Origin of the sequence: Pseudomonas sp. RSB 5.4 (genome assembly GCF_037126175.1) — a bacterium.
GTDB lineage: Bacteria > Pseudomonadota > Gammaproteobacteria > Pseudomonadales > Pseudomonadaceae > Aquipseudomonas > Aquipseudomonas fluorescens_H.
Genome location: NZ_CP146986.1, coordinates 1,590,069 through 1,612,719, shown reverse-complemented (window position 1 = coordinate 1,612,719; position 22,651 = coordinate 1,590,069). Strand labels below are relative to the sequence as shown.

General features: G+C 61.7%; 23 protein-coding genes and 1 tRNA gene. 14 read left to right on the top strand and 10 right to left on the bottom strand.

The window, feature by feature from the left end; translation table 11 throughout:
• The 4 genes from fdhE to V9L13_RS07135 all read left to right on the top strand — a co-directional run bounded on the left by fdhE (position 1) and on the right by V9L13_RS07135 (position 4,403).
• Positions 1–927, top strand: coding sequence for a formate dehydrogenase accessory protein FdhE (gene fdhE / locus V9L13_RS07150; RefSeq protein ID WP_338802014.1), 927 nt, complete (start codon positions 1–3; stop codon positions 925–927).
• 47 nt (positions 928–974) lie between these two features.
• A complete protein-coding gene (gene selA / locus V9L13_RS07145) occupies positions 975–2,387 on the top strand; it encodes an L-seryl-tRNA(Sec) selenium transferase (RefSeq protein WP_338802013.1) in 1,413 nt (470 codons plus the stop codon).
• On the top strand, positions 2,384–4,300 hold the full coding sequence (gene selB, locus V9L13_RS07140; RefSeq protein ID WP_338802843.1) for a selenocysteine-specific translation elongation factor: 1,917 nt from the start codon (positions 2,384–2,386) through the stop codon (positions 4,298–4,300). The genes selA and selB overlap by 4 nt, the downstream gene beginning before the upstream one ends.
• A gap of 7 nt (positions 4,301–4,307) precedes the next feature.
• Positions 4,308–4,403 (top strand) — tRNA-Sec (locus V9L13_RS07135).
• Between the two features lie 54 nt (positions 4,404–4,457).
• Here V9L13_RS07135 and V9L13_RS07130 read toward each other — a convergent pair.
• The 5 genes from V9L13_RS07130 to V9L13_RS07110 form a co-directional block, all read right to left on the bottom strand.
• Entirely contained in the window at positions 4,458–4,979 is a 522-nt protein-coding gene (locus V9L13_RS07130) for a hypothetical protein (RefSeq protein WP_103483467.1), read from the bottom strand.
• Positions 4,976–5,497, bottom strand: coding sequence for a hypothetical protein (locus tag V9L13_RS07125; RefSeq protein ID WP_338802012.1), 522 nt, complete (start codon positions 5,495–5,497; stop codon positions 4,976–4,978). Before V9L13_RS07125 ends, V9L13_RS07130 begins: the two co-directional genes overlap by 4 nt.
• A complete protein-coding gene (locus V9L13_RS07120) occupies positions 5,494–6,153 on the bottom strand; it encodes a hypothetical protein (protein ID WP_338802011.1) in 660 nt (219 codons plus the stop codon). The genes V9L13_RS07125 and V9L13_RS07120 overlap by 4 nt, the downstream gene beginning before the upstream one ends.
• A 278-nt stretch (positions 6,154–6,431) precedes the next feature.
• Positions 6,432–6,788 (bottom strand): DUF6124 family protein, encoded by a 357-nt coding sequence (locus tag V9L13_RS07115; RefSeq protein ID WP_338802010.1) that lies wholly within the window; start codon positions 6,786–6,788, stop codon positions 6,432–6,434.
• A gap of 459 nt (positions 6,789–7,247) precedes the next feature.
• A complete protein-coding gene (locus V9L13_RS07110; protein ID WP_338802009.1) occupies positions 7,248–8,630 on the bottom strand; it encodes an aspartate aminotransferase family protein in 1,383 nt (460 codons plus the stop codon).
• A gap of 158 nt (positions 8,631–8,788) precedes the next feature.
• On the opposite strand from V9L13_RS07110, the gene V9L13_RS07105 reads away from it, so the two are divergent.
• Positions 8,789–9,394 carry a TetR/AcrR family transcriptional regulator gene (locus V9L13_RS07105; RefSeq protein WP_045122457.1) on the top strand — a complete coding sequence of 202 codons (606 nt, stop codon included), beginning with the start codon at positions 8,789–8,791 and terminating at the stop codon, positions 9,392–9,394.
• Positions 9,395–9,572: 178 nt separating this feature from the next.
• On the top strand, positions 9,573–9,758 hold the full coding sequence (locus tag V9L13_RS07100) for a YhfL family protein (protein ID WP_003224965.1): 186 nt from the start codon (positions 9,573–9,575) through the stop codon (positions 9,756–9,758).
• 48 nt (positions 9,759–9,806) lie between these two features.
• Here V9L13_RS07100 and V9L13_RS07095 read toward each other — a convergent pair whose 3' ends face one another.
• Positions 9,807–10,403, bottom strand: coding sequence for a hypothetical protein (locus V9L13_RS07095; protein ID WP_338802008.1), 597 nt, complete (start codon positions 10,401–10,403; stop codon positions 9,807–9,809).
• Between the two features lie 93 nt (positions 10,404–10,496).
• Here V9L13_RS07095 and V9L13_RS07090 point away from each other — a divergent pair, with 93 nt between their 5' ends.
• The gene (locus V9L13_RS07090; protein ID WP_338802007.1) at positions 10,497–11,126 is read left to right on the top strand and encodes an amino acid transporter; all 630 of its coding nucleotides are present in this window, start codon (positions 10,497–10,499) and stop codon (positions 11,124–11,126) included.
• Positions 11,127–11,230: 104 nt separating this feature from the next.
• On the opposite strand, the gene V9L13_RS07085 is transcribed toward V9L13_RS07090, so the two are convergent.
• Both V9L13_RS07085 and V9L13_RS07080 read right to left on the bottom strand, forming a co-directional pair.
• Entirely contained in the window at positions 11,231–11,899 is a 669-nt protein-coding gene (locus V9L13_RS07085; protein ID WP_262141821.1) for a DUF3313 domain-containing protein, read from the bottom strand.
• Positions 11,896–12,213 carry a hypothetical protein gene (locus V9L13_RS07080; protein WP_338802006.1) on the bottom strand — a complete coding sequence of 106 codons (318 nt, stop codon included), beginning with the start codon at positions 12,211–12,213 and terminating at the stop codon, positions 11,896–11,898. The genes V9L13_RS07085 and V9L13_RS07080 overlap by 4 nt, the downstream gene beginning before the upstream one ends.
• Before the next feature lie 164 nt (positions 12,214–12,377).
• Here V9L13_RS07080 and V9L13_RS07075 point away from each other — a divergent pair, with 164 nt between their 5' ends.
• From V9L13_RS07075 to V9L13_RS07065, 3 genes are all read left to right on the top strand, one after another.
• Entirely contained in the window at positions 12,378–13,088 is a 711-nt protein-coding gene (locus tag V9L13_RS07075) for a response regulator (protein ID WP_027614282.1), read from the top strand.
• The gene (locus tag V9L13_RS07070) at positions 13,085–14,413 is read left to right on the top strand and encodes an ATP-binding protein (RefSeq protein ID WP_338802005.1); all 1,329 of its coding nucleotides are present in this window, start codon (positions 13,085–13,087) and stop codon (positions 14,411–14,413) included. The genes V9L13_RS07075 and V9L13_RS07070 overlap by 4 nt, the downstream gene beginning before the upstream one ends.
• A gap of 62 nt (positions 14,414–14,475) precedes the next feature.
• A complete protein-coding gene (locus V9L13_RS07065) occupies positions 14,476–15,660 on the top strand; it encodes a DUF2252 family protein (RefSeq protein ID WP_338802004.1) in 1,185 nt (394 codons plus the stop codon).
• Positions 15,661–15,666: 6 nt separating this feature from the next.
• Here V9L13_RS07065 and V9L13_RS07060 read toward each other — a convergent pair whose 3' ends face one another.
• The gene (locus V9L13_RS07060) at positions 15,667–16,779 is read right to left on the bottom strand and encodes a helix-turn-helix domain-containing protein (protein ID WP_338802003.1); all 1,113 of its coding nucleotides are present in this window, start codon (positions 16,777–16,779) and stop codon (positions 15,667–15,669) included.
• A gap of 32 nt (positions 16,780–16,811) precedes the next feature.
• Here V9L13_RS07060 and V9L13_RS07055 point away from each other — a divergent pair, with 32 nt between their 5' ends.
• From V9L13_RS07055 to V9L13_RS07045, 3 genes are all read left to right on the top strand, one after another.
• Positions 16,812–17,792, top strand: a complete 981-nt coding sequence (locus V9L13_RS07055) for an ABC transporter substrate-binding protein (RefSeq protein ID WP_338802002.1) — start codon at positions 16,812–16,814, stop codon at positions 17,790–17,792.
• Between the two features lie 72 nt (positions 17,793–17,864).
• Positions 17,865–18,983: an aryl-sulfate sulfotransferase gene (locus V9L13_RS07050; RefSeq protein ID WP_338802001.1), complete on the top strand. Its 1,119-nt coding sequence runs from the start codon at positions 17,865–17,867 to the stop codon at positions 18,981–18,983.
• A 160-nt stretch (positions 18,984–19,143) separates the two neighbouring features.
• Positions 19,144–21,384: a TonB-dependent receptor gene (locus V9L13_RS07045; protein WP_338802842.1), complete on the top strand. Its 2,241-nt coding sequence runs from the start codon at positions 19,144–19,146 to the stop codon at positions 21,382–21,384.
• A 26-nt stretch (positions 21,385–21,410) separates the two neighbouring features.
• On the opposite strand, the gene V9L13_RS07040 is transcribed toward V9L13_RS07045, so the two are convergent.
• Complete coding sequence (locus V9L13_RS07040) at positions 21,411–22,160, bottom strand: SDR family oxidoreductase (protein ID WP_338802000.1); 750 nt, start codon at positions 22,158–22,160, stop codon at positions 21,411–21,413.
• Between the two features lie 100 nt (positions 22,161–22,260).
• Here V9L13_RS07040 and V9L13_RS07035 point away from each other — a divergent pair, with 100 nt between their 5' ends.
• Positions 22,261–22,641 (top strand): helix-turn-helix domain-containing protein, encoded by a 381-nt coding sequence (locus V9L13_RS07035; protein WP_338801999.1) that lies wholly within the window; start codon positions 22,261–22,263, stop codon positions 22,639–22,641.
• Positions 22,642–22,651 lie beyond the last annotated feature (10 nt).

Here is a 22,651-nt window from a genome sequence, read left to right as displayed (position 1 = left end):
TTGGCAACCATTCTTGAACCCGGGGAAATCGAGGCGGCGGCCAGTTCGCCGCCGTTTCTGTACCTGCCACCGCACAACCTGTTTACTTTGCGCGCCCAGCGGCTGGAGCAATTGGCCGAAGGGCATCCGCTGGCCGATTATCTGCAGCTGATTGCCGGATTGTGCCGGGCTCAGCAGCAGGTGATGGACGAGCCGCCCTTGACGGTGCCAATCGACGTGCAACGCCTTGAAGTCTGTCAGCGCCACGGCTTGCCGCCATTTGCCGCCGATACGCTGGTGCGCGAGGACGGCTGGCAGGCGTATCTGGATGCTTTGCTGCAACGCTATGTGCCATCGGAACAGCCGGCGGTGCTCGACGCGTTGGCCACGCTGCGGGAGGCCAGTGCCGGCCAGTTGCGTGCGTGGGCGGTGGCGCTGGTCAGCGGCCAGTATTCAATGGTGCCGGCGGCGCTGGTGCCGTTTCTCGGCGCCGGCCTGCAAGCGGCGTGGAGCCACTGGCTGCTCAGCGCAGCGAACTTGCAACTGAAACCCGGCGACAGCCTCAGCCAGTGCCCGGGCTGCGGTTCGCCGGCGATGGCCGGGGTGATCCGCCATCGCGGCAAACACAACGGTCTGCGCTATCTGGTGTGTTCGCTGTGCGCCTGCGAATGGCACGTGGTGCGGGTCAAGTGCGTGTATTGCGAGTCGAGCAAAGGCCTCGATTACCTGAGCCTGGAGGACGATCGCCACGCCTCCAATCAGGCGCCGATTCGCGCGGAGGTCTGCCCCAGCTGCAACAGCTACCTGAAACTGGTCTATCTGGAGAACGATGCCGAAGGCGAAGCGTTGTCGGCGGATCTCGGCAGCCTGCTGCTCGACATGCGTCTGGCGCAGGACGGTTATCAGCGTCTGGCACCGAATCTGATGCTGGCACCGGGAGACGAATGACCAGAGCGTCTACACTCGCCGGAGAGTCTTGTTTTCGGGAGTGGCTGATGTCTTCGAGTGTTGCCCTGCGGTTGCCGTCCATTGATGGTTTGTTGCGTCACCCGGCCTGTCTGCCGCTGGCCGAGCGTTATGGCCGTGAGGCGTTGCTGAGCGGCTTGCGGCAGTTGCTTGATGAGCTGCGGCTCAGCGTGTTGCAAGGTCAACTGTCTGCCATTGAAATCAGCCCCGAAGTGCTCGCCGGCCGCGTCGGCGAGCGCCTGACCCAGCAACAGCGCAGCAACGTGCGCCGGGTGTTCAACCTGACCGGTACGGTGCTGCACACCAACCTCGGCCGCGCCTTGCTGCCCGAAGAGGCCATCGAAGCGGTGCAGATGGCCGCACGTTACCCGCTCAATCTGGAATTCGATCTGGCCAGCGGCAAGCGCGGTGATCGCGATGATCTGATCGAAGGCCTGATCCGCGAACTGACCGGCGCCGAAGCCGTCACCGTGGTCAACAACAATGCCGCAGCAGTGCTGCTGACCCTCAACAGCCTCGGCGCACGCAAGGAAGGCATCATTTCCCGTGGCGAGCTGATCGAGATCGGCGGCGCGTTCCGCATTCCCGACATCATGGCCCGCGCCGGCGTGCGCCTGCATGAAGTCGGCACCACCAACCGCACCCACGCCCGCGACTACGAAGCAGCGATCAGCCCGCGCAGCGGCTTGATCATGCGCGTGCATGCGAGCAACTACAGCATCGAAGGCTTTACCGCCCGGGTGCCCACCGCCGAACTGGCCGAGCTGGCGCATCGGCACGGCTTGCCGCTGCTGGAGGATCTGGGTAGCGGCAGTCTGCTGGACTTGACCCGTTGGGGCCTGCCAGCGGAACCGACGGTACGGCAAGCGCTGCTTGATGGCGCGGACATCGTCACCTTCAGCGGCGATAAATTGCTCGGCGGGCCGCAGGCCGGGTTGATAGTCGGGCGCAGAGACTTGATCGCGAAGATCAAGAAGAACCCGCTGAAGCGCGCCTTGCGGGTCGACAAGTTGACCCTGGCGGCGCTGGAAGCGGTGCTCGGCCTGTATCGCGATCCCGATCGCCTCGCCGAACGTCTGCCGAGTTTACGGCTGTTGACTCGCCCGCAAGCTGAGATCTTCGCCCAGGCTTCCCGCCTGCAACCGGCGATGGCTGAAGTCTTGGGCGAACCCTGGCAGGTCAGCGCCGTGCAGGCGTTGGGCATGATCGGCAGCGGCAGCCAACCGGTGGCGCGTCTGCCGAGTGCAGCGCTTTGCCTGCGCCCGCAGGTATCGAAACGCTTGCGCGGGCGTTTTCTGCTGAACCTGGAAGCTGCGTTGCGTGGTTTGCCGATTCCGGTGCTGGGTCGAATTGACGACGATGCGCTGTGGCTCGATCTACGGCAACTCGACGACGAACCGGCGTGGCTGGCGCAGTTGCCGCAGTTGCAGGTCGAGTCGTGATCGTCGGCACCGCCGGGCACATCGACCACGGCAAAACCTCGTTGCTGCAAGCCCTGACCGGACAAACCGGCGACCGCCGGCCGCAGGAGCGCGAACGCGGAATGACCATCGACCTCGGCTATCTCTATGCGGAGCTGGAACCCGGTGCCGGACTGACGGGGTTCATCGATGTACCGGGCCATGAGAAATTCACTCACAACATGCTCGCCGGGGCGCAGGGCATCGATCTGGTGTTGCTGGTGGTGGCGGCGGACGACGGGGTGATGCCGCAGACCCGCGAGCATCTGGCGATTGTCCAGTTGCTGGGCATTCCCCGGGCGCTGGTGGCGATTACCAAATGCGATCGGGTCGAGACGGGCAGGGTGAAGCAGGTTCAGCGGCAGATTCTCGATCTGCTCGAAACCGGGCCGTTTACCGACGCGCCGATACTGGCGGTGTCGAGCGTGACCGGGCAGGGCGTCGATGAGCTGCGCCAGACCTTGCTGCAGACCCAGGGTGATGTGCATCAGCGCAGCCGCGAAGGTGGTTTTCGCCTGGCCATCGATCGCGCCTTCAGCGTGGCGGGCGCTGGGATTGTGGTGACTGGCACGGCGTTGTCGGGGACGGTTTCCGTCGGGGACAAACTGACCCTCGGGCCATCCGGTAAAGCGCTGCGAGTGCGTGGCTTGCATGCGCAAAACACAGTCGCTGAACAGGCCTTCGCCGGGCAACGAGTGGCAGTGAATATCAGCGGTGAGCGACTGACATTGGAACAGATCCATCGCGGCCAATGGCTTTTGGCGGACTGGCTGTACGCACCGACGCAACGCGTGGACATCGAATTTCAACTGTTGCCCGGCGAGCGTACCTTCGAACATTTCCACCCGGTCCACGTGCATCTCGGCACCCAGGACGTCATCGCCCGCGTCGCGTTGCTCGAAGGCACGCGCCTGCTACCTGGCGAGCGCATGTTCGCGCAGCTGCTGATCAACACTCCGGTGCACGCGGTGAAGGGTGATCGCGTGATCCTGCGCGACCAGAGCGCGCAACGCACCCTCGGCGGAGGTCAGGTACTCGACCCGTTCGCCCCGGCCCGCCAGCGCCGCAGCCCAGAACGGTTGGCGCAACTGCAAGCCCTGGCCCGCAGCGACACGCTTGAGCAGGCGCTGCCGGTGTTGCTCAACCACAGTACTGGCGGCCTCGATCCGCAACGGCTGGAGCGTCAGTTCAATCGCCCGCGTGAGGGCTGGTCGCTACCGGCCAACGTGCGCCTGATCGACACCCGCCAAGGCCCGGTGCTGTTCAATTTGCAGCGCTGGGGACAACTGAAGTTCACGGTGCTGGAGCAACTGGCGAAGTTTCATGAGCTGGAGCCCGACCAGATGGGCCCAGACCGCGACCGTTTGCGGCGCTTCAGTGGTCTGGCGCTGGAGCGTTCGACTTTTGTCAGCCTGCTGGAAGAACTGCGTGCTGCCGGGTCGATCAACGCCAGCGGGCCGTGGCTGCATCTGCCCGATCATCAGGTGCGGTTGAATGCTGAAGACGAGACCCTGTGGCAACAGATGCAACCGCTGTTCGAACAGGCCGGTTTCGATCCGCCGTGGGTGCGCGACGTTGCCAAAGCGCTCGGTACGGAAGATGCCGTGGTGCGTCTGCTGCTGCGCAAACTGGCGCGGTTGGGGTTGATGCATCAGGTGGTGCGCGACCTGTTTCTGTCTGACGGGCAACGGCAGCGCATGGCCGACATTCTGTTGCAACTGGAGCAGGAAAATCCGTCGATCCAGGTGACAACGTTCCGTGATGCGCTAGGCTTGGGACGCAAACGCTGTATTCAGTACCTGGAATACTTCGACCGCCTCGGCCTGACCCGGCGCATCGGCGAATCTCGCGTGATCCGCCACGACAACGCGCTGGCCAGTGCCGACGCACCCTGAGTTCAAAGGAAGGCAATCGCGCCCGGTGGCGCGGCCGGGCTTCAAACCCGGTTGGGGACGGCATCCGTTCCCGGGCAGGTTCGACTCCGGCTGCCTTCCGCCAATTATTCTCGTGCTCGCCGCAGTAATGCTCGCTGTGGCGGCGCAAAGCCAACGGTCAAGGCTGATAGGGAATCAGCTTGTCCTTCTCCAACTCTTCCAGAAACTGATCCAGCATCTGCTGCTTGTTCTTGTTGTCCGGGATCGGCACGTACCAAGCCAACACGCTCCAGCCTTCGCGGGAATAGTTATAGGTCTTGAGCAGTTTTCCGTCCTTGAAGACCGAGCCGCGCAAGTTGTTCTGGTAGTGATAAGGCACAGGGAGGGTGAACAGGGTCAGGACATTGAACATGGCCAGATAATGGGTTTCGCCCGACCACGGCTGGGTAATCAGCAGGCTGTAGCCGTTGCGGGTGTAACCGCCGTCGAGCATGGAAAACGCACCGGAGTTTTTCAGTGCAGAAATGGTTTCGCCCTGGCGATATTCTTCGTGCCGGGTATTGGCCTGACCCAGGCTCAACGTCACCGGCACATAGGCTTGCGTGGCGTGATAATCGAGGGGCGGCAGGGTGTTGGCGCAACCGCCGAGTGCCATTAGCGCACTGAGCAGGGCACCGGTCTTGATCCAGGGCAGCTTCATTGGGCACTCCCAACGACAGGGATCAACCGGTCATGTTGAACGTCCTGGGCGAAGGCCCGGGCAATACGGCTGAGGTTCTGTACTTCCAACTCGCCACCCTGATCGAGCAACCAGGTGTATTTCCGGGTGTTATTGCGATAGGTGTACTGCTTGAGGCGCTTGTCGCCTTGATACACCGAGAACTCGGCCTGCGTGTCGTATTCCTTCGAAAGCGGCAGCATGAACAATGTGGCACAACTCAACAACACCACCGGGAACGGCGGGAACTCGCGTTGCATGTTCAATTTGACTTGGACGTTGTACGCATCGTTTTGGCCGGACCCAGTTTCGACGTTACGAAATACGCCAGTTTCGCGCAGATGATTGCGCAACGACGAAGACTGAAGAGGGTCGTCGATCATGACGTGGATCGGTGCCAGATAATCCTGTCCGTCGGCCAGTGTGCGCTCTGGCAAGGTGTTGGTGGCGGTACAACCGGCCAGCAGAGCGACGGTGGCAAGCGTGGTGACTTTTTTCATGGTTTGATGTCCGCGGCAACACCCGGCGGGGTATCGGCAAAAATATAGGGTTCGGCGCTTTTCAGATCGAGCTTCAGTGATTGCAGAGGTGGTAGTCCGGGAACCTGGCGCTGGGCGATCACGGCGTCGCGGGCGCGCTGATCGCGCCAGAGGAAGGTGCAGCCGATGCCGTTGGGGCAGAGCGAGCGATATTCACCCATGTAATAGGCTTTTCCGGCTTCAAGACGCAGCGGGAGGTTGAATTTCTCGCGCGCTTCCATCGAACTGTAAACGGTGCCAAGCCCCGGCGTGTATCGCGCAGAGAAGAACTGGAAATCGTAGAACTCGTAGTCGCCCGGTTTCAAAGCAAGGACGAAGACACTCGCGGCACCGCTGCCGTCCTGAATATCCTGCGGCGTTGAATAGGCACCGGCCATTTTCCAGATACCGGCAGCGCCGTACTGGGAACCACGTTTGCGAATAAACAGGCGTTGGTTATCCGCCGGAGACAGTTTGAGCGAGCGCGGCCCGATGGACCCGATCAAATAAGCCACAGGCTCGTTGGCCTTGGCCTGCAATGGTTCGCTGACCCACGACGCGCTTTGGGTGATACAACCACTGAGCAGCGAGGCCAGCAGGCCGGCGGCCACTATTTTGAAGACATGAAACATGAACATCCCTGAATCTGCGTGATTGATGACGTTCAGTTGCGAAGGCCAATCAAAGCCTTCCTGGCCAAACGTTTTTGCGGGGCGCGCAGACTAAGTGATGTAGTGGCATTTGGCTAGCCAATAACGCAGGTCGGCTTGCGTCCGCCAATGATGCAATGTTCAAAATGTCACTCAATCCACTAGTTGGAGCGAGCCTGCTGGCGATGGCCGGTGGATCATTAACCTCAAAGTCGGCTGATCGGCCGCCATCGCGAGCAGGCTCACTCCTACAGGGGATCGGGTTTTCAGGCGGGCGGGTAGAGGTTGTCGAGGGCGCGGTTGACGGTCAGTTCGCCGAGCATCACGACTTGCTGAATGCCCAGCAGGGTGTTGCGGTAGGGGGCATCCAGCAAACCGGCGAAATCACTGAGCATGACGCTGGCCGAGGCCAGCGATTCACTGGCGTGTACCAGCAGGGTTTCGTTGTCGGCGGCGGGATTGACGTGGAACAGGTTGCTGGATTGGCGGGTGATGTCTGGTGTGGGCGGTTTGAGGTAATGGTCGAGGGCGCGGTCGGCGGCTTCGTGGAGTTTTTTCGAGTCGAGGGATTCGTACGGCGAGATCGGGTCTGACATCGGCGGGTTGGGCGTTACCTTGAACATGGTGAAGCTCCTATTAGCAATGGAGCCGCCATAACCCGTCGCTAAACAGGTAAGGGTGGCGGCTGTACGCGGGTTAGCGAACCGGAAATAGGCACCCGGTAGACCCGGAGGTCTCCCGCATACAGCCACCATAGCGAAATCACAGACACGGAATCTGTAATGAAGCTTGAAATGCTGAGTGCGCCTATTTGAACCCGAGTCGCTAAACCCGATCGCTGAATGAGTCAGCGACCCGGAAACGATAGAGACCCGCTCCAAAGCGCACAAGCCGGCGGATTCTGGCGTAGCCGTAGGCAACGACGCAAGGATGTGTAGGCTGCGAGAGTGTCTGCAAGTGTTGCTTAAACAAGGCTGTTTAGCGCAGCACAAATCCCTTGTGGGAGCGGCGGTGCGACGACTCCCACAATGGGCAATGGGCAATGGGCAATGGGCAATGGGCAATGGGCAATGGGTTTCGGGTTACAACACGCCATACTCGCGCGCTGTGCGATCCACCGCGATGCGCGTCTTGTCGACCAGTTCATCCAGCTCCGCCCGCGTGGCGATCAGCGCCGGGGCCATGATCATCCGGCCCAGCGTCGAGCGAATGATCAAGCCTTCCTCAAAACCAATGGTGCGGCAGCGCCAGGCGATGTCGTTCTCGTTGGCAAAGCGCTTGCGGGTGGCTTTGTCTTCGGCGAACTGCAATGCCGCCACCAGCCCGACACCCTGAACCTCACCCACCAGCGGATGGTTGCCGAACACCTCACGCAGGCAGTTCTGCAGGTACGGGCCGGTGTCGTTTTTCACCTGAGTGACCACGCCTTCATCGCGCAAGGCCTTGAGGTTGGCGATGGCCACCGCAGCCGCCACCGGGTGTCCGGAGTAGGTCAGGCCGTGGGCGAACACGCCGCCTTTTTCCACCAGCGCCTCGGCCATGCGCCGCGACAGAATCAGCCCACCCATAGGGATGTAGCCGGAAGTCAGGCCTTTGGCGATGGACAGGGTGTCCGGTTCAAAACCGAAGGCCTGATGCGCAAACCATTCGCCGGTGCGGCCGAAACCGCCGATAACTTCGTCGGCGCACAGCAGCACGTCGTACTTACGGCAGATGCGCTGAATTTCCGGCCAATAGGTGGCGGGCGGAATAATCATGCCGCCAGCGCCCTGGAACGGTTCGGCAACAAACGCAGCGACTTTGTCGGCGCCCAGTTCGAGGATCTTGTCTTCCAGTTGCCGCGCCGCTTGCAGGCCGAACTCCTCCGGACTGAGGTTGCCTTCGTGGGCGAACCAGTACGGTTCGTCGATGTGCGCGACGTCGGGGATGGTGCCGCCCATCTCGTGCATGAATTTCATGCCGCCCAGCGCCGTCGCGGCGAGGGTCGAGCCGTGGTAGCCGTTCCAGCGGCCGATCATGATTTTCTTCTCGGGCTGGCCCATCACCTGCCAGAACCTGCGCACGGTGCGGATCAGCACTTCGTTGGCTTCGGAACCGGAGTTGGTATAGATCGCGTGGCTGTAGTGCTTGGGCAACAGGCTGAACAGCAGCTCGGAGAGCTCGATCACCTGCGGGTGAGTGGTGTGGAAGAACATGTTGTAGTAGGGCAGTTGTTGCAGCTGCGCGGTGGCAGCGGCGGCCAGATCCTTGCGCCCGTAACCGAGGTTGGTGCACCACAGGCCGGACATGCCGTCCAGATAACGATTGCCGTCGTTGTCCCACAGCGCCAGGCGATCACCGCTGACCATCACCCGCGGGCCTTCCTCGTTGAGGGCCTTCTGGTCGACGAACGCGTGAATGTGGTGGGCGGCGTCAGCGGCCTGGTAATCGCGGGTGCTGCGGGTCGGATCGAATTCGGCGGACATGGCGGTTCTCCAGAGAAACGGGGCAAGTGGGTGCGCGTTCATTCCTGCGGTGCACGGCCAATATTTGTCACTAAAAAAATTTTTGTAAAGAAAATATTTGTCGGTGAAAAAAGAAATCCGTAGGCTGACGCCCATCAGCAACACAGGACACCAGCACCATGAGCGGGCTCAGAGAACGGCAAAAGGAACAGCGCAGGGAAGTCATCGCGCAGGCAGCGCTGGAGCTGTTCATCAGCAACGGCTTCGGCGCCACCACGCTGGAGCAGATCGCCAATCAGGCCGGGGTTTCCGCGCCGACGGTGGTCAACTATTTCGGCGGCAAACAGGAGATTTTGCTGGCGTTGCTCAAGCAACCGGACGAGCAGGCGATGCGCGATGCTAGGGCCAATCTGGATGACGACAGCGATCCACTGGAGGCGTTGTGCGAGTTCGAAGGGCTGATGACCCGTTACCAGTTGCAGGCCATGCCGGCATCACTCTGGCGGGAACTGGCACCGTTTCTGTTTTCCGGCGAACTGGCGCAGGCCCTGGAGCCGTGGAATGCGGCGGTTATCGAGGAAACCAAGGCATTGCTGGTGCACTTCCAGACCCTCGGCAAAGTGCGCGAGTCGGTCGATATCGACGTGGCGGCAACGCTGTTCAATCAGTACGCGAACCTGGCGTTCATCCGTCTGGCCACCGAGCCTGAGCCGGATCGGGCTGCACACGCCGAACACATGCGCGGTGTTCTGAGCCTGCTGTGTCACGGCATGCTCGCGCATTGAATGCATCTTGGGAAAAGGCCTACAGACGCTAATCCCGCGCGCCCCTCAACATTCCTCTGCTGCAACTCACCTGGCCAGACCGGGTGGGGCAGCAGTGACTCCCATTTGCAGCTTGCAGATGGGCGTCAGTAATTGAGCCGCCATGAAGGCGGCGCATCGACAATTATAGGAATCCAGTATGAAAAGCATTTTCAAGGCAACGATCGCCATCACTGTTGTCACCGGCGTCGCACTGCTGTCGGGCTGCACCGGCCAGGTCTACAACCAACCGAAGAATTGCACCTACGATTACCTGTTCCACCCTTCGGTTTCGGTCTCGAAAATCATTGGTGGCTGCGGTCCGGTAGACAAGCTGCCGCAATAAGCGCAGCGGTCTGACCTGAACCCTCCGTTACGCAATGGGCGGAGGGTTCTACGAGCCTTTCGGCAACCACGGTTGCATCTGTTGCAGCAACCCACGTCCGCCACGACGCAGTCCGGCCGCGAGGGTCAGCCACGACAGTTCGGTCATGATCACCTCAGAGGCGTGCAGCAAGCGCACTTCGCCCGCCGAGCCACCGGCCGTTCCGCCATCCGGCATGTACACCGTCATCCAGTCGCCGACGCTCTCCACCACCAGACACAGGCGCCAGCCTTGTTCTTCGGCAATCATGCCGACCTTCGCACCGTCGGGAGTCTCCATCCCCGCAAACCGCGCAGTGGTGTCCTTGATCAACTGGTAGCCGGGCAGGTTGCTCAACACCTTGTCGCCGGTGGCTTCAATCGCTCGTGCCGCCGTCGAAGTCCGGGCCAGCAGCCCGGCGAGAAAACACAGCACAATCAAGCCGAATAACGTAGCCAGCGTGATCAGGGTCACGCCGGCAATGTCGTGCCCGGCAAACATCGGCAGCAGTTTTTCCACGGGACCACGCAACAGGTGAATGGCTTTTTCCAGCAGGACGAAAATCAGCACCAGGGGCAGAATGAACAGCAACCCGCCAATCACGGTGGTTTTGATGAACTTGAACATGGCAGCTCCTTGCTGAATTTCTTCAGTCACAGAAACCAAGGCTAGCTGATTAAAATGCCGAGGCCGACTGGTGGCGAACAAGGAGCAGGGCGCATGAGCGTACCGGATCAACAAGCATGGCAGCCGTGGACGCCCGAGCAATTGGCGCAACGCCTGAAACACGTCTCGCGCCCGTGGTGCGTGGTGGGCGGATGGGCGCTGGATTTATGGCTGGGCCGGTCAACCCGTGCGCACAGCGATCTGGAGTTCACCCTCCTGCGGGACGACTTTCAGCGCTTCCGGCAAGCGCTGGCCGAGCTGGACTTCTATACCGTCCGGGACGGTGAACTGGCGTTTTTACCAGTGGGGCAGACGCCAGGCGCGGAGATTTTTCAGGTGTGGGGATATGATGCCGTTGCCCATGTCTGGCGAGTAGATCTGATGCTTGAATCTGGCACGACCGATACGTGGGTCTATAAAAGAGATCCGTCGATTGTCTATCCACGCGCGGCGATGGTGGCACTGAGTGATACGGGGACTCCCTATCTCAGGCCTGCGGCGATTCTGCTGTTCAAGGCCAAATACACGCGTCCCAAGGATCAAACCGATTTCAGTCAGGCATTGCCGAATTTATCTCGCGAAGACCGGAAATGGCTGGTGCAACATTTGGCTCGGTTGCATCCCGAGCATGAGTGGATTCAACGATTGCAAACGACTGAAAAATACTCCCGACCCAACGAATGAACTGTGGCGAGGGAGCTTGCTCCCGCTGGGGCGCGAAGCGGCCCCGCTGTTGAGGAGGACTGCTGTGCAGTCCAGCGGGAGCAAGCTCCCTCGCCACAAAATGTCTAGCGGCGGATCGCCAGGTATGCCTGGCCCAGGTCGCCGGCCCAACCATCGAGAACAGCCTTGACGTCATCGGCAGTCAGCACCTGCTTGTCGTTTTCCAGTGGCATTCCGGTGCCTTTGCCCACGACTTCGGCGACCACTTCGCCGGTCGAGCCGTCTTCGAAGGAGACTTCGGTGGTGATTTCGCTGTCCTGATCGCGAATGCCGGTGGCGGTGCTCACACCCGCAGCGACCAGCGTCACCGGTAGCCATTCATAAAAGCGCAGGCCCTGGGTGCTGGCGGCCACCCGGGTGATCGCCGGTCTGACGGTCAGCGTATTCGGGCCTGGCCTGGATACCAGTTGTGCCACCTTGCCCAGTTCGAGCCGCAGGGCCGCGTCGTAGTAATCGGTCACACCGGAAAGCGTGCTGAGCGGAATCCGTTGAGTCGGCTCGGTCTTGGGGTAAATCTGGCTGGGCGCCAGGTACACCTGAGTGTAACGCCCCCGGGCCAATGCCGGGCTGACCCAGCTCAGAACAGGCTGCCCTGAAGGCGACTGGCGTTCGCTCAGCACGCTGTAGTCACGCAGAAAACCGCGAGGCTTCTCGGGTTCGACCTTTTTATTGCTGCAGGCCGACATGCTCAAGGACGCGGTGCAGAGCAAGGTCATCAGGCAATGACTTCTCATCGGGCCAAACCTTGCCCGGCCGACGGGGTATTGTCCGAGCATTCGATGTGCAGCCGGCCGTGGCTCATGATCCATTGGATGAGGTCGGCGGTCGGAATCGAATGCACGTACTCCACCCATTGCGAATCAGCCGGACCGTACTGCTCGAAATAGCGGCGCAGGACGATACGGCTTTGATCATCTGACAGGCCCAGGCAAAACTCCTGGAACAACAGCGGCGTATCGTGTTCAGGCGCGGTGGTGCGCTGGCTGAGAATCAACGGATAGCGGGCGTCGTGGCCCTCGGCGGTATAACGGTTGTGCAATGCGCTCATTGAATGCCCCCGGTTGTCGATGGCGTGCAGGGTGCCAAAGGGGTTTTGCCGCAGAATGTCCGCTTGATGTCCGGGGAGAAGGAATGTTGCTCGATTGAAATATATGACCCGCCCGCCAGAATAGTTTTAGATGCGTTCTTTTTTGGCCTGAGGATCCTGTGCCCGTGAGCAGACTGCTGATCGTCGACGATGACGTGGAAATTCTCGCCCTGCTGAAGAAGTTCTTCGTCCAGCACGCCTACGAGGTCGATGTCGCCGCTGACGGCGCAGCGATGTGGGCGGCGATTGCGCAGCAGCGCCCGGACACGATCATTCTCGACCTGATGCTGCCCGGCGAAGGTGGCCTGAGCCTGTGCCAGAAAGTGCGGGCGCAGATGGGCATTCCGATCATCATGCTGACCGCCATGGGCGAATTGAGCGACCGGATTGTCGGCCTCGAACTGGGCGCCGATGACTACGTCACCAAACCGTTCGCCCCGCGTGAATTGCTGGCTCGCCTGCGCGCCGTGCAGCGTCGCGCCGGTGAGCAGGTCAGCCCCGCGAGCGAGCCGTCACGGCCGGTGATCGCCTTCGCCGGTTGGCATCTGGACATCACCTGTCGCGAGCTGCGCTCCCCGGAAAACGTGATGATTCCGCTGTCCGGTGGCGAGTTCGATCTGCTGGTGGTGTTTCTCGAACACCCGCAGCGCATCCTCACCCGCGAGCAACTGATCGACTTGTCTCGCGGTCAGGGCCACGACGCCTTTGATCGCAGCATCGACGTGCAGGTCAGCCGCCTGCGCCGCAAGATCGAACCGGACAGCAAGCGCCCGGATCTGATTCGCACGGTGCGCAACGGCGGTTACATGTTCACCGCAAAGGTCACTCGTTCATGATCCGTCGATTCCTGCGCCGTGATCCGTTGAGTCGGCGGATTGCCCTGACCATCGTCGCGGCCATGCTCGCTTCGCTGGCACTCAATTTTCTGTTCGTGGAGGTTGCCGGGACCTGGGCGCGACCACCGATTGAACGCACCGGGTTGCTGGAGCAGATTGCCGCAACCGTCAAGGTGATTGAGGCAGCCCCGGCGCCTTTGCGCGCGCAACTGGCGCAAGCGGCCAGCGGCCCGACGCAGGGTGTGCGGTGGAGTGCGCAACGCGCCGACCTCGGATTGCCCACAGGTGGTACGCCGCTCATCGCCGACAAGACGTCCGGGTTGCATCAGTTGTTGGGCGATGAGCGAGACATTCGGGTGTTCAATCCCGCTGACTGGCCGAGCGGCAGTCCGCTGGCCCGTTACGCGGCGCTGATTCAACTGCCGGATGCCAGCTGGTTGCTGTTCTCTTCGCCCGAGCGCTCCTGGGGCCTGGACATCGGCACGCGCATCGCAATCATCATCGCTCTGGGCCTGATTGCCACCGTGCTGGTGGCCTGGCTTGCCACGCAGCAACTGGCCAAGCCGCTGCAGCGTTTCGCCAGCGCCGCCCGCCGCTTTGGCGGTGATCTGCGCGCGCCGCCGATCAACGTCGAAGGCCCGGACGAGATCCGCCAGGCAATCATCGCGTTCAATACCATGCAGGCGCAGATTCAGCACTACATCAGCGAGCGCACGCACATGCTGGCGTCGATTTCCCACGATTTGCGCGCACCGTTGACCCGCATGCGCCTGCGCAGCGAGTTCATGGAGGATCTTGATCACCAGAGCAAACTGATCCGCGACATCGAAGAAATGCAGTCGATGATCAACGCGGCACTGGCGTTCTTTCGTGAAGACACCCAGCCGGAGCAAAGCACCGCGTTCGACCTGTCGGAGTTGCTGCAGACCATCATCGACGACTACCGCGACCAGAACATCGCGATCGATTTCAACGGCCCGGCGCATCTGGTCTATGAGGGCCGGCCGCTGGGGATCAAGCGGGTGATCGTCAACCTGCTGGAAAACGCCGAGAAGTATGCGCAGCAGCCCGCCATAGCCCTGAGCAGCGACGGCTACAGCGTCTGCATCGACGTCAGCGACGATGGGCCGGGGATCCCCGAAGCGTTGTTGCAGCGGGTGTTCGATCCGTTTTTCCGCCTGGAAACTTCGCGCAACCGTGAAACCGGTGGTGTCGGGCTCGGGTTGTCGGCGGCGCGGGCAATCGTGCGGGAGCAGGGCGGCGAATTGACATTGAGCAATCGCAGTAGCGGTGGCTTGCTGGCCCGGGTGGAATTGCCGCTGTAATACTTTGAAACATTTGCGAGCGGCCGGCGGTCAACAGGACACATTCTCTGCAAGAAGCGTCCATGAAAACCCCACGGCCCTCCGAACGTCTCGAACCACTGTCACAACTGCGCAATCTGAAAATGGCCCGTTCCGCGCATGCCTATGTGCGCGGCAGTACGGTGCAGTTTTATGAGTGGCTGCACAGCCAGCCGGGCCGCAACCTGCCTAAGGGGCCGGCGGTATGGATCTGCGGCGATTGTCACGCCGGCAATCTTGGGCCGACGGGCGATCTCAAGGGGCGGATCGACATCCACATTCGCGATCTCGACCAAACGGTTATCGGCAATCCTGCGCACGATCTGGTCCGTCTGGCGCTGTCACTGGCCACGGCCGCCCGTGGCTCGGATCTGCCCGGCGTGGCCACCGCGCGCATGCTGGAAGAGATGATGCGCGGCTATGAGCAGGCGTTTGAAGACGATGTCGACAAAGAGCCGCCAAGACCCGCGCAAGTGAAGGCCGGCATGCGCAGCGCCGTGCAGCGCACGTGGAAGCATCTGGCGCAGGAACGCATCGAGAACACCAAACCGACCATTCCGCTGGGCAAGCATTTCTGGTCGCTGTCACGTGAAGAACGCAGCGCGCTGAAGTCGCTTTGCGCAACGCCTGACGTCCATACGCTGGTGACGTCATTGAAAGGCCGCTCGAAGGATGATCGGGTGAAGATGCTCGATTCAGCCTATTGGGTCAAAGGCTGCAGCTCGCTGGGGCTCAAGCGTTATGCGGTGTTGCTGGGCGTGGGCGAGGGCGACGATCAGGAATTTTGCCTGCTGGATATCAAGGAGGCAGTTGCCGCCGCCGCCCCCCGGGTGGCCCGTGCGGCGATGCCGCGCGACAACGGCAAACGTGTGGTCGAAGGTGCGCGGTTTCTCTCGCCGGGCCTGGGCAACCGGATGATCGCCACCCGCGTGCTCGATCACGGCTTCTTCATCCGCGAACTGCTGCCTCAGGACATGAAACTGGAACTCGACCAGTTGAGCCAGACCGACGCGATGCTCGCCGCCGGTTATCTGGCCCGCGTCGTGGGGCTGGCCCATGCCCGGCAGATGGACATGAGCACCCGTGCCTCATGGATGCGTGAACTACAAGCGTGTCGCTCGAAGACACTCGATGCGCCGTCGTGGTTGTGGACCAGTGTCGTGCAGTTGGTGGGCAAACATGAGAAAGGTTATCTGGAACATTGCCGGCGTTATGCGCTGGAGCATTGATCGAGCTTAGCGGGCCAGTCCCTCAAGGGCGATGGTCACGGTGCTTGTCTGGCGAGGCCCGGCCAGCGGGGCATTGGTCTGACTGCGATAAGCGTTCGGGCTGCAGCCCAAATGCTTCTGAAAGGCTCGGCGCATGCGTTCTTCCCGACCAAAGCCAACGGTTTCGGCGATTCGCTTGATCGGCTCGCGGGTGGTCTTGAGCAACCAGGTCGCCGCCTCCAGGCGCAGGTTCTCCACGGCTTGCGCCGGAGTCTCACCGGTCGCGGCGACATAGGCGCGAGCAAAGTGCCGCGGGCTCATGCCGAACTGTTCGGCCAGCCGCTCCACGCGCAAATCGCCGTTCAGATTTGCCGCAATCCACCCATGCAAACGTGCCAGACGTACATCCGGATCGGTGCGCAGCGCCTTGGACTGGGCGTTGAGTGGAGCACTGAGTTGCGGTTGCTCGGCGCTGCGCCACAAAAACACCGTGAAGTAGCGAGCCAGCGCCAACGCCGCGTGGGCGCCCAGATCCTGTTCGACCAGGCCGAGCGCCAGGTCGATACCGGCCGTGGCACCACCGCAGGTCCAGAGGTTGCCGTCATGCAGGTAAAGCGCATCGGTCTGGCATTGCACTGACGGATAACGCGCCTGCAACTCGTCAGCGAACTTCCAGTGGGTCACGACCTTGCGGCCATCCAGCAGTCCCGCGGCGGCAAGGGCAAAGCTGCCGGTACCGATCGAGCAGAGCCGGCGGATGTCTGGTGCGCGACGACGCAACCAGTCGCAGGCTTGCTGGTCGGCTTCCAGCGCGGCCATGCCCGGGCCGCCCGCGACGATCAACGTGTCGATCAACGCAGCCATCTGGTCGATCTGCCCAAGTGAACAGGTCGTCACGGTAATGCCCGAGATCGACATGACCTGGCCACCCTGCGGTGAAGCGACCAGCAACCGATAGGGCGGATTTGCCGTGAAGTCTCCGGCCAGCACTCGCGGTATCGCGGCAAACACCTCAAGCGGCCCCGCCGCATTGAGCAACAGCAGATCATCGAACGCCAATACCACGACGGTGCGCGGGATGTCCGACATGGCAGCAAAGGAGGGGTGTTTGGCATGGAGCGGCACGGCGGGCCTCGACATACTGAAATCAATGCACAAGTGAGAGCGCGACAATGCCGATAAAAACTGCTGCTGCCAAGCATCCGCTAACCGCGCGCCTGAAAGCGCTGCTGTGCTGCGCCGCGTTGTTGCTGACCCCGGCAGTTTCTGCCATCGCCGGGCCGTTGAAGATGGGTGATCAGAGCGGTTTGATTCAGGCATTGCTGCACGCGGCGGGCGAGGATCAGGATCTGGCCTACGGGTTGTCGTGGCATCCGTTTCTCGCCGGGACCACGCTGCTCGAAGCGCTGAGCGCCGGGGCGATCGACGTCGGTGTGGTGGGCAACGCGCCGCCAGTGTTTGCCCAGGCCGGCGGCTACGCGGTGCGGATCATCGGCGTGGCCAGCGGTGCGCAAAACAACAATGCGCTGTTGGTGCCCGAAGGCTCCGAGGTGCGCAGTGTGGCTGACCTCAGAGGCAAGCGAATCGCAGTCGCCAAAGGCACCAGCGGTCATTATCTGTTGTTGGCCGCGCTGCATCAGGCCGGCCTCACACCGCGTGAGGTGAGCATTGCCTATGTCAGCCCGGTGGACGCGCAGAACGCTTTTGCCGGCGGCAAACTCGATGCCTGGTCGGTGTGGTATCCCTTCGTCGGTCAGGCGACTTCGCGGGGAGCGCGAATTCTGCTTGATGGCAGCGCCTGGCCGGAAACCGGTCTGAACTTCACCGTTGCCAGCCAGCCTGCACTGGATGATCCCGAGCGCGCAGGGCAGGTGAGTGATCTGCTGGCCAGGCTGGCCCGTGCTCAGAACTGGGCCACGGCCCATCCTGAAGACTGGGCCCGGGTGTTCGCGCAAACCACGCGGCTTCCCGTCGAGCTGGTGCGTGAAATGCTCGCTCATCAGAACCTGCGGTACGTGCGAATTGAGCCTTCAGTCATTGCCTCGCAGCAGCGTCTGGCGGACATGTTTGCCACCGAACGCCTGATCCCCCATCCGCTGCAGGTTGAGCAAATGTTCGACGACCGCTTCAACCCCGTGCTGCCCACGCCCTGAATCCCTTTTTTCATGCCCCGTTCACCGTGCTGCTGCGCTGGCGGCCGGGGCTTACACGTCTGGAGAAAAGCTATGCCTGCTGTGCAAACCACCACGCTCAAACGCCAGAAGACCGGCCTGATCGCTGTCGATCATGCCCGCAGTGCCGGCGGCTATACCTTGTTCGCCCCGCAAACGGCGGACGGCCAAGTGTTTTTGATCGACCTTGACGGCGAGATCGTCCATCGCTGGAAACTGCCTCAGCGCCCGGGCCGCGACGCAGTGATCCTGCGCAACGGCAACCTTGGCTACAACGGCAACCATACCGATTCGCCTGACCTGTTTCCGGGCTGGTCGGTGTGGCACGGCGGTGCGTTCAGCGAAGTCACCCCCGAAGGCGAGGTGGTCTGGGAGCACACCGATCTGCTGCATCACCACGACGCGCAATGGCTGGATAACGGCCACCTGCTGTACACCACCGCCGAGCCCTTGAGTGCGGATCTGGCCCGGCGTGTGCTCGGTGGTATTCCCGGCAGCGAGGCGCCGGGCGGGGTGATCTATGCCGACGTGGTCAAGGAGGTCGACCGTCAGGGCAACGTGGTCTGGGAGTGGCGCAGTTGGGAGCACCTGCGTCCCGAGGATTACCCGTTGCACGAATGCTTCGAGCGTCATCACTGGCCGATGACCAACGCCGTGACGCCGGGGCGCGACGGCAAGGTGATTCTCAGCCTGCGCAGCGTTTCCTCAGTGATTGCCGTGCAACGTGGCAGCGGTGAAGTGCTGTGGCGTCTGGGGCACGATCTGGTCGCGCAACAGCATTGCCCGAGCGAACTGGAAAACGGCAATGTTCTGGTGTTCGACAACGGCATCTTCCGCCCCCACATCAGCATGCCGCACTCGCGCATTGTTGAAATCAACCCGGCCACCCAATGCATCGAATGGCAATACGCCGACACGCCGGGCTACGCGTTCTTCACGCCGTTCATGGGCGGCGCGCAACGTCTGCACAACGGCAACACGCTGGTGACCGAGGCTAACTTCGGTCGGTTGTTCGAGGTCACCCAGGCCGGCGAAGTGGTGTGGGAATACGTCAATCCGCACTTCGCCAGCTATCCCGATGCGCCATCGCGACGCTACTTGCCGGGCGAGAACAACGCGATATTCCGTGCGCACCGTTATCAGCGTCAGGACCTTCCATGGCTGCGTGACTGAACACCCACTCAACCCACCGCAACGATCACGCTCACGCAAGCCACGCGCAGCGAAGTATCGACTCCTCTCGAAGAGCGGCTTGAGGCCGCTCCAGGAACCACCGATGAATCTTCTTTATTCGCGCACCTTTAATGCTGGCGCACTGAGCTTGTTCTCGCTGATGCCGTTTTTGCCGGCAACGGCCAATGACCTGCCGGCCAATTCCGATGTGCTGCAGACGGTCACGGTTGAGGCCCGACGCCGCAGCGAAGATGCCCAGCAAGTGCCCACGGCGATGAGCGTGCTCGGCGCACAAACCCTTGAGGAACAGCGCCTGTATCGCTTGCAGGATTTGCAGCAGGCGATGCCCAGCGTCAACGTCGCGTTCATGCACGCGCGGCAATCGAGCCTGTCGATTCGCGGCTTGGGCAACAACCCGGCCAGCGACGGCCTGGAGGGCAGCGCCGGCATCTACCTGGACAACGTCTATCTCGGCCGTCCCGGCATGGCAGTGTTCGATTTGCTGGATGTCGAGCAGATCGAATTGCTGCGCGGCCCGCAAGGCACCTTGTTCGGCAAGAACACCACGGCCGGGGTGCTGAACATCACCACGCGCCGCCCATCGTTTACGCCGCAAGGCAGCCTCTCCACCTCGGTGGGCGAGGATGGCTACACGCAAAATCAGGCGAGTTTTTCCGGACCGCTCAATGACACGTTGGCGGGGCGCCTTGCGGTTTATCGCACTCATGAAAACGGCTACGTGAACAACGAGTACGACGGGCACACGCTGGGCGGCGGCGTTCGTCAGGGCGCGCGCGGGCAGTTGCTGTTCCAACCCAACGAGGACTTCAATCTGCGCTGGCTGGCTGATTATCACGAAGAGGATTCCAGCGCCGGCACACGTTCGTTGTTCAGCACCGGGCCGACCATCAGTGGCGTCAACCGCTACGAACAGCGTGCAGCGGCGGTCGGGGCAACGCTGGTCAGCGGTCGCCGGGTCAATCTGGACGCCGATCAGAGCGTCAAGGTGTTTCAGGGCGGTACTTCGCTGGAGGCGAACTGGAATCTGCCTGATGGCTACACGCTGACGTCGATCAGCGCTTATCGGTGGTGGGATTTCACCCCGCGCAATGATGACGAACTCAACGTTGATGTGATGCACAACGTCGGGCAGTCCGCTCGCGATAAACAGTACTCGCAGGAGCTGCGACTGGCCTCCCCGGTGGGGGAACATTTCGACTATGTGCTCGGTGCTTACTACTTCCGTCAGGAAATGAACAACAGCGTTTTCACCGACTACGGCCCTCTGGCAGATACCTGGAACGGCACCCCGCAAGGTGCATTGAACAACGTCACCAGCGTAGGGCATGGCAATGTCGATACCGACAGCTTCGCCACATTTGCTCAGGGCACCTGGCATTTGACCCCTCGCCTGGATTTCACTTTGGGCCTGCGCGGCACGTATGAGCGCAAGCTGGCAGAGGTCACCCGCAACGCGCCTTTGGGCGGCAGTCCGGTCAGCGGCGCCGCAGCGGGTGCCCGGGCCGGAAGGGTCGGCGCTTACGATTCCGGTGACTTGAGCCTGTACAGTTTCAGCCCATCGGCACTGGCAAGCCTTGCCTGGCATGTGAACGATCAGGTGCTGGGCTATGCGTCGCTGTCCCACGGCGAAAAGTCGGGTGGTGTGAACCTCAGCGTCGCCAGTGCCCCGGTCGCCGGTGCCGACTCATTGTTGATCGGCAGCGAAAGGGCCAACGACGCCGAGCTGGGCATCAAAACCACGTTGCTCGATCAACGCCTGTTGCTCAACGCCAACCTGTTCTGGACGGTGGTGCATGGCTATCAGACCAATGCCTACGACGACGTCAATCTCACCAGCTATCTGACCAATGCCGGCTCGGTACGCAGTCGCGGGCTGGAACTCGACAGCAGTTGGCGCCCGCTGCGGGGCCTGACGATCAACCTCAATGGATCATGGAACGATGTGCGTTATCTGTCTTACGAGGATGCCCCATGCCCGGCCGAGATCGCCTTGCGTCCGGGGGCGCCGGCGGCCTGCGATCTGAGCGGGCATGCCGTGGTGGGCGCGTCGAAATGGATCCTCAACAGCAACGCCGCCTACCAATGGAATCTGGAAGACGGCTTGCAGCCCTACGTCAGCGGTAGCTACGCGTGGCGTTCCCATGCAGTCGGTACGGTGGATGACTCTGCGCAAGGTCAGTTGCCGGGATACGGCCTGGTGAACGTCGCCACCGGTGTGCGCGGCGACTGGGGCAGGGGGCAGTGGGACGTTTCGCTGTGGCTGAAAAACGCCTTCGACAAGACGTACTACACGACGCTGTGGAACTCACCCAACGGTGCGTATACCGGCGTGCTGGGTACGCCGCGAACCCTGGGAATGACCGCGCGTTATGATTTCTGAATGACGTCTGCGGGCGCTGGTTTCAATCACAAATTGCCGACGCCGCCGTCCACCAGCAATTCGGTCCCGACCACGTAAGCCGATTCATCAGAGGCCAGGTAAACGGCGGCTTTGGCCAGTTCCCACGGGGTTCCCATACGGCCGATCGGCACCAGTTGACGAATCCGCTCGCGCAACGCCTGCTGCTCGGCGGCAGGCAAGCCGAGTTTGTCCAGCGCCGCCGTTTCAGTAGGGCCGGGGCTGAGGCCATTGACGCGAATGCCTCGCTGGATCAGTTCGCCGGAAAGCGTGCGCGCCAGCGACAGCAGCCCGGCCTTGCTGGCGGCATACGCACTGCTTTGCGCGAGACCAATCCTGGCACTGACGGAACCGCAGAGGATCACCGACGACGGATTGGCCAGCAGCGGCATCAGCGCCTGGATCAGGAAGAACGGGCCCTTGAGGTTGATCTGCATGAGCTGATCCCATGCCGCTTCGTCCCAATCTTCGATAGAGCGGTGAGTGACGTCACCGGCGTTGACGAACAGCACGTCCAGCCGCGGCCAGACCCCGGCGAGTTTGCGCGCCAGCGTCTGTTGGCCAACGCTGTCACCCGCATCGCTCTGGATCGCGAGAACGGCATCGCCCAGTTCGTGCCTTACAGCCTGCAAGGCACTTGCGCTGCGTCCAGTGACTGCGACTGTCGCGCCTTCCAGCACAAACTGGCGTGCGGTTTCCAGGCCGATGCCGGAGGTCCCGCCAGTGATCAACGCGAATTTGTTTTTCAGCCTCGACATGTCTTGCGCCTCTGCAACGGGTTGGATAGCTATTCTCAGAGCATTAGTATCCTTTGACCAGTAGGCACCTTTTGCATACCAAGGGACGGACTTGATCCTCATGAACACTCAACAACCGCTGCCAGACACCACGGATTTGCCGCTGAAACCGCCCGCGGGTTGCCCGATGGTCGATTTCGTCAATCTGATTTCCGGCAAGTGGGCCATTCCGATCCTGTACCGGCTGATCGTGCTGGACTGCCCTGTGCGCTTCAGTGATCTGCAGCGTGCGGTGGCGCCCATCACCCAGAAGGAACTGACGCGCCAGTTGCGCCTGTTTGAACAACGCGGGCTGGTGACGCGCACGGTTTTCGCGCAGGTACCGCCCCGGGTGGAATACCGGATCACGGCTCTGGGGAGCACTCTGCAAGGGACGCTGGACTCGCTGGCTGAATGGATGCGCATCAATGCCAATCAGCTTCGCCATCCCCAGTGCGAATAACGCGGATATC

Excerpts from the sequence above, each read along its gene's own strand:
- selA (WP_338802013.1), top strand. The coding sequence starts at position 975 with ATGTCTTCGAGTGTTGCCCTGCGGTTGCCGTCCATTGATGGTTTGTTG.
- V9L13_RS07130 (WP_103483467.1), bottom strand. The coding sequence starts at position 4,979 with ATGAAGCTGCCCTGGATCAAGACCGGTGCCCTGCTCAGTGCGCTAATG.
- V9L13_RS07125 (WP_338802012.1), bottom strand. The coding sequence starts at position 5,497 with ATGAAAAAAGTCACCACGCTTGCCACCGTCGCTCTGCTGGCCGGTTGT.
- V9L13_RS07120 (WP_338802011.1), bottom strand. The coding sequence starts at position 6,153 with ATGTTCATGTTTCATGTCTTCAAAATAGTGGCCGCCGGCCTGCTGGCC.
- V9L13_RS07115 (WP_338802010.1), bottom strand. The coding sequence starts at position 6,788 with ATGTTCAAGGTAACGCCCAACCCGCCGATGTCAGACCCGATCTCGCCG.
- V9L13_RS07110 (WP_338802009.1), bottom strand. The coding sequence starts at position 8,630 with ATGTCCGCCGAATTCGATCCGACCCGCAGCACCCGCGATTACCAGGCC.
- V9L13_RS07105 (WP_045122457.1), top strand. The coding sequence starts at position 8,789 with ATGAGCGGGCTCAGAGAACGGCAAAAGGAACAGCGCAGGGAAGTCATC.
- V9L13_RS07100 (WP_003224965.1), top strand. The coding sequence starts at position 9,573 with ATGAAAAGCATTTTCAAGGCAACGATCGCCATCACTGTTGTCACCGGC.
- V9L13_RS07095 (WP_338802008.1), bottom strand. The coding sequence starts at position 10,403 with ATGTTCAAGTTCATCAAAACCACCGTGATTGGCGGGTTGCTGTTCATT.
- V9L13_RS07090 (WP_338802007.1), top strand. The coding sequence starts at position 10,497 with ATGAGCGTACCGGATCAACAAGCATGGCAGCCGTGGACGCCCGAGCAA.
- V9L13_RS07085 (WP_262141821.1), bottom strand. The coding sequence starts at position 11,899 with ATGAGAAGTCATTGCCTGATGACCTTGCTCTGCACCGCGTCCTTGAGC.
- V9L13_RS07080 (WP_338802006.1), bottom strand. The coding sequence starts at position 12,213 with ATGAGCGCATTGCACAACCGTTATACCGCCGAGGGCCACGACGCCCGC.
- V9L13_RS07070 (WP_338802005.1), top strand. The coding sequence starts at position 13,085 with ATGATCCGTCGATTCCTGCGCCGTGATCCGTTGAGTCGGCGGATTGCC.
- V9L13_RS07065 (WP_338802004.1), top strand. The coding sequence starts at position 14,476 with ATGAAAACCCCACGGCCCTCCGAACGTCTCGAACCACTGTCACAACTG.
- V9L13_RS07060 (WP_338802003.1), bottom strand. The coding sequence starts at position 16,779 with ATGTCGAGGCCCGCCGTGCCGCTCCATGCCAAACACCCCTCCTTTGCT.
- V9L13_RS07055 (WP_338802002.1), top strand. The coding sequence starts at position 16,812 with ATGCCGATAAAAACTGCTGCTGCCAAGCATCCGCTAACCGCGCGCCTG.
- V9L13_RS07050 (WP_338802001.1), top strand. The coding sequence starts at position 17,865 with ATGCCTGCTGTGCAAACCACCACGCTCAAACGCCAGAAGACCGGCCTG.
- V9L13_RS07045 (WP_338802842.1), top strand. The coding sequence starts at position 19,144 with ATGCCGTTTTTGCCGGCAACGGCCAATGACCTGCCGGCCAATTCCGAT.
- V9L13_RS07040 (WP_338802000.1), bottom strand. The coding sequence starts at position 22,160 with ATGTCGAGGCTGAAAAACAAATTCGCGTTGATCACTGGCGGGACCTCC.
- V9L13_RS07035 (WP_338801999.1), top strand. The coding sequence starts at position 22,261 with ATGAACACTCAACAACCGCTGCCAGACACCACGGATTTGCCGCTGAAA.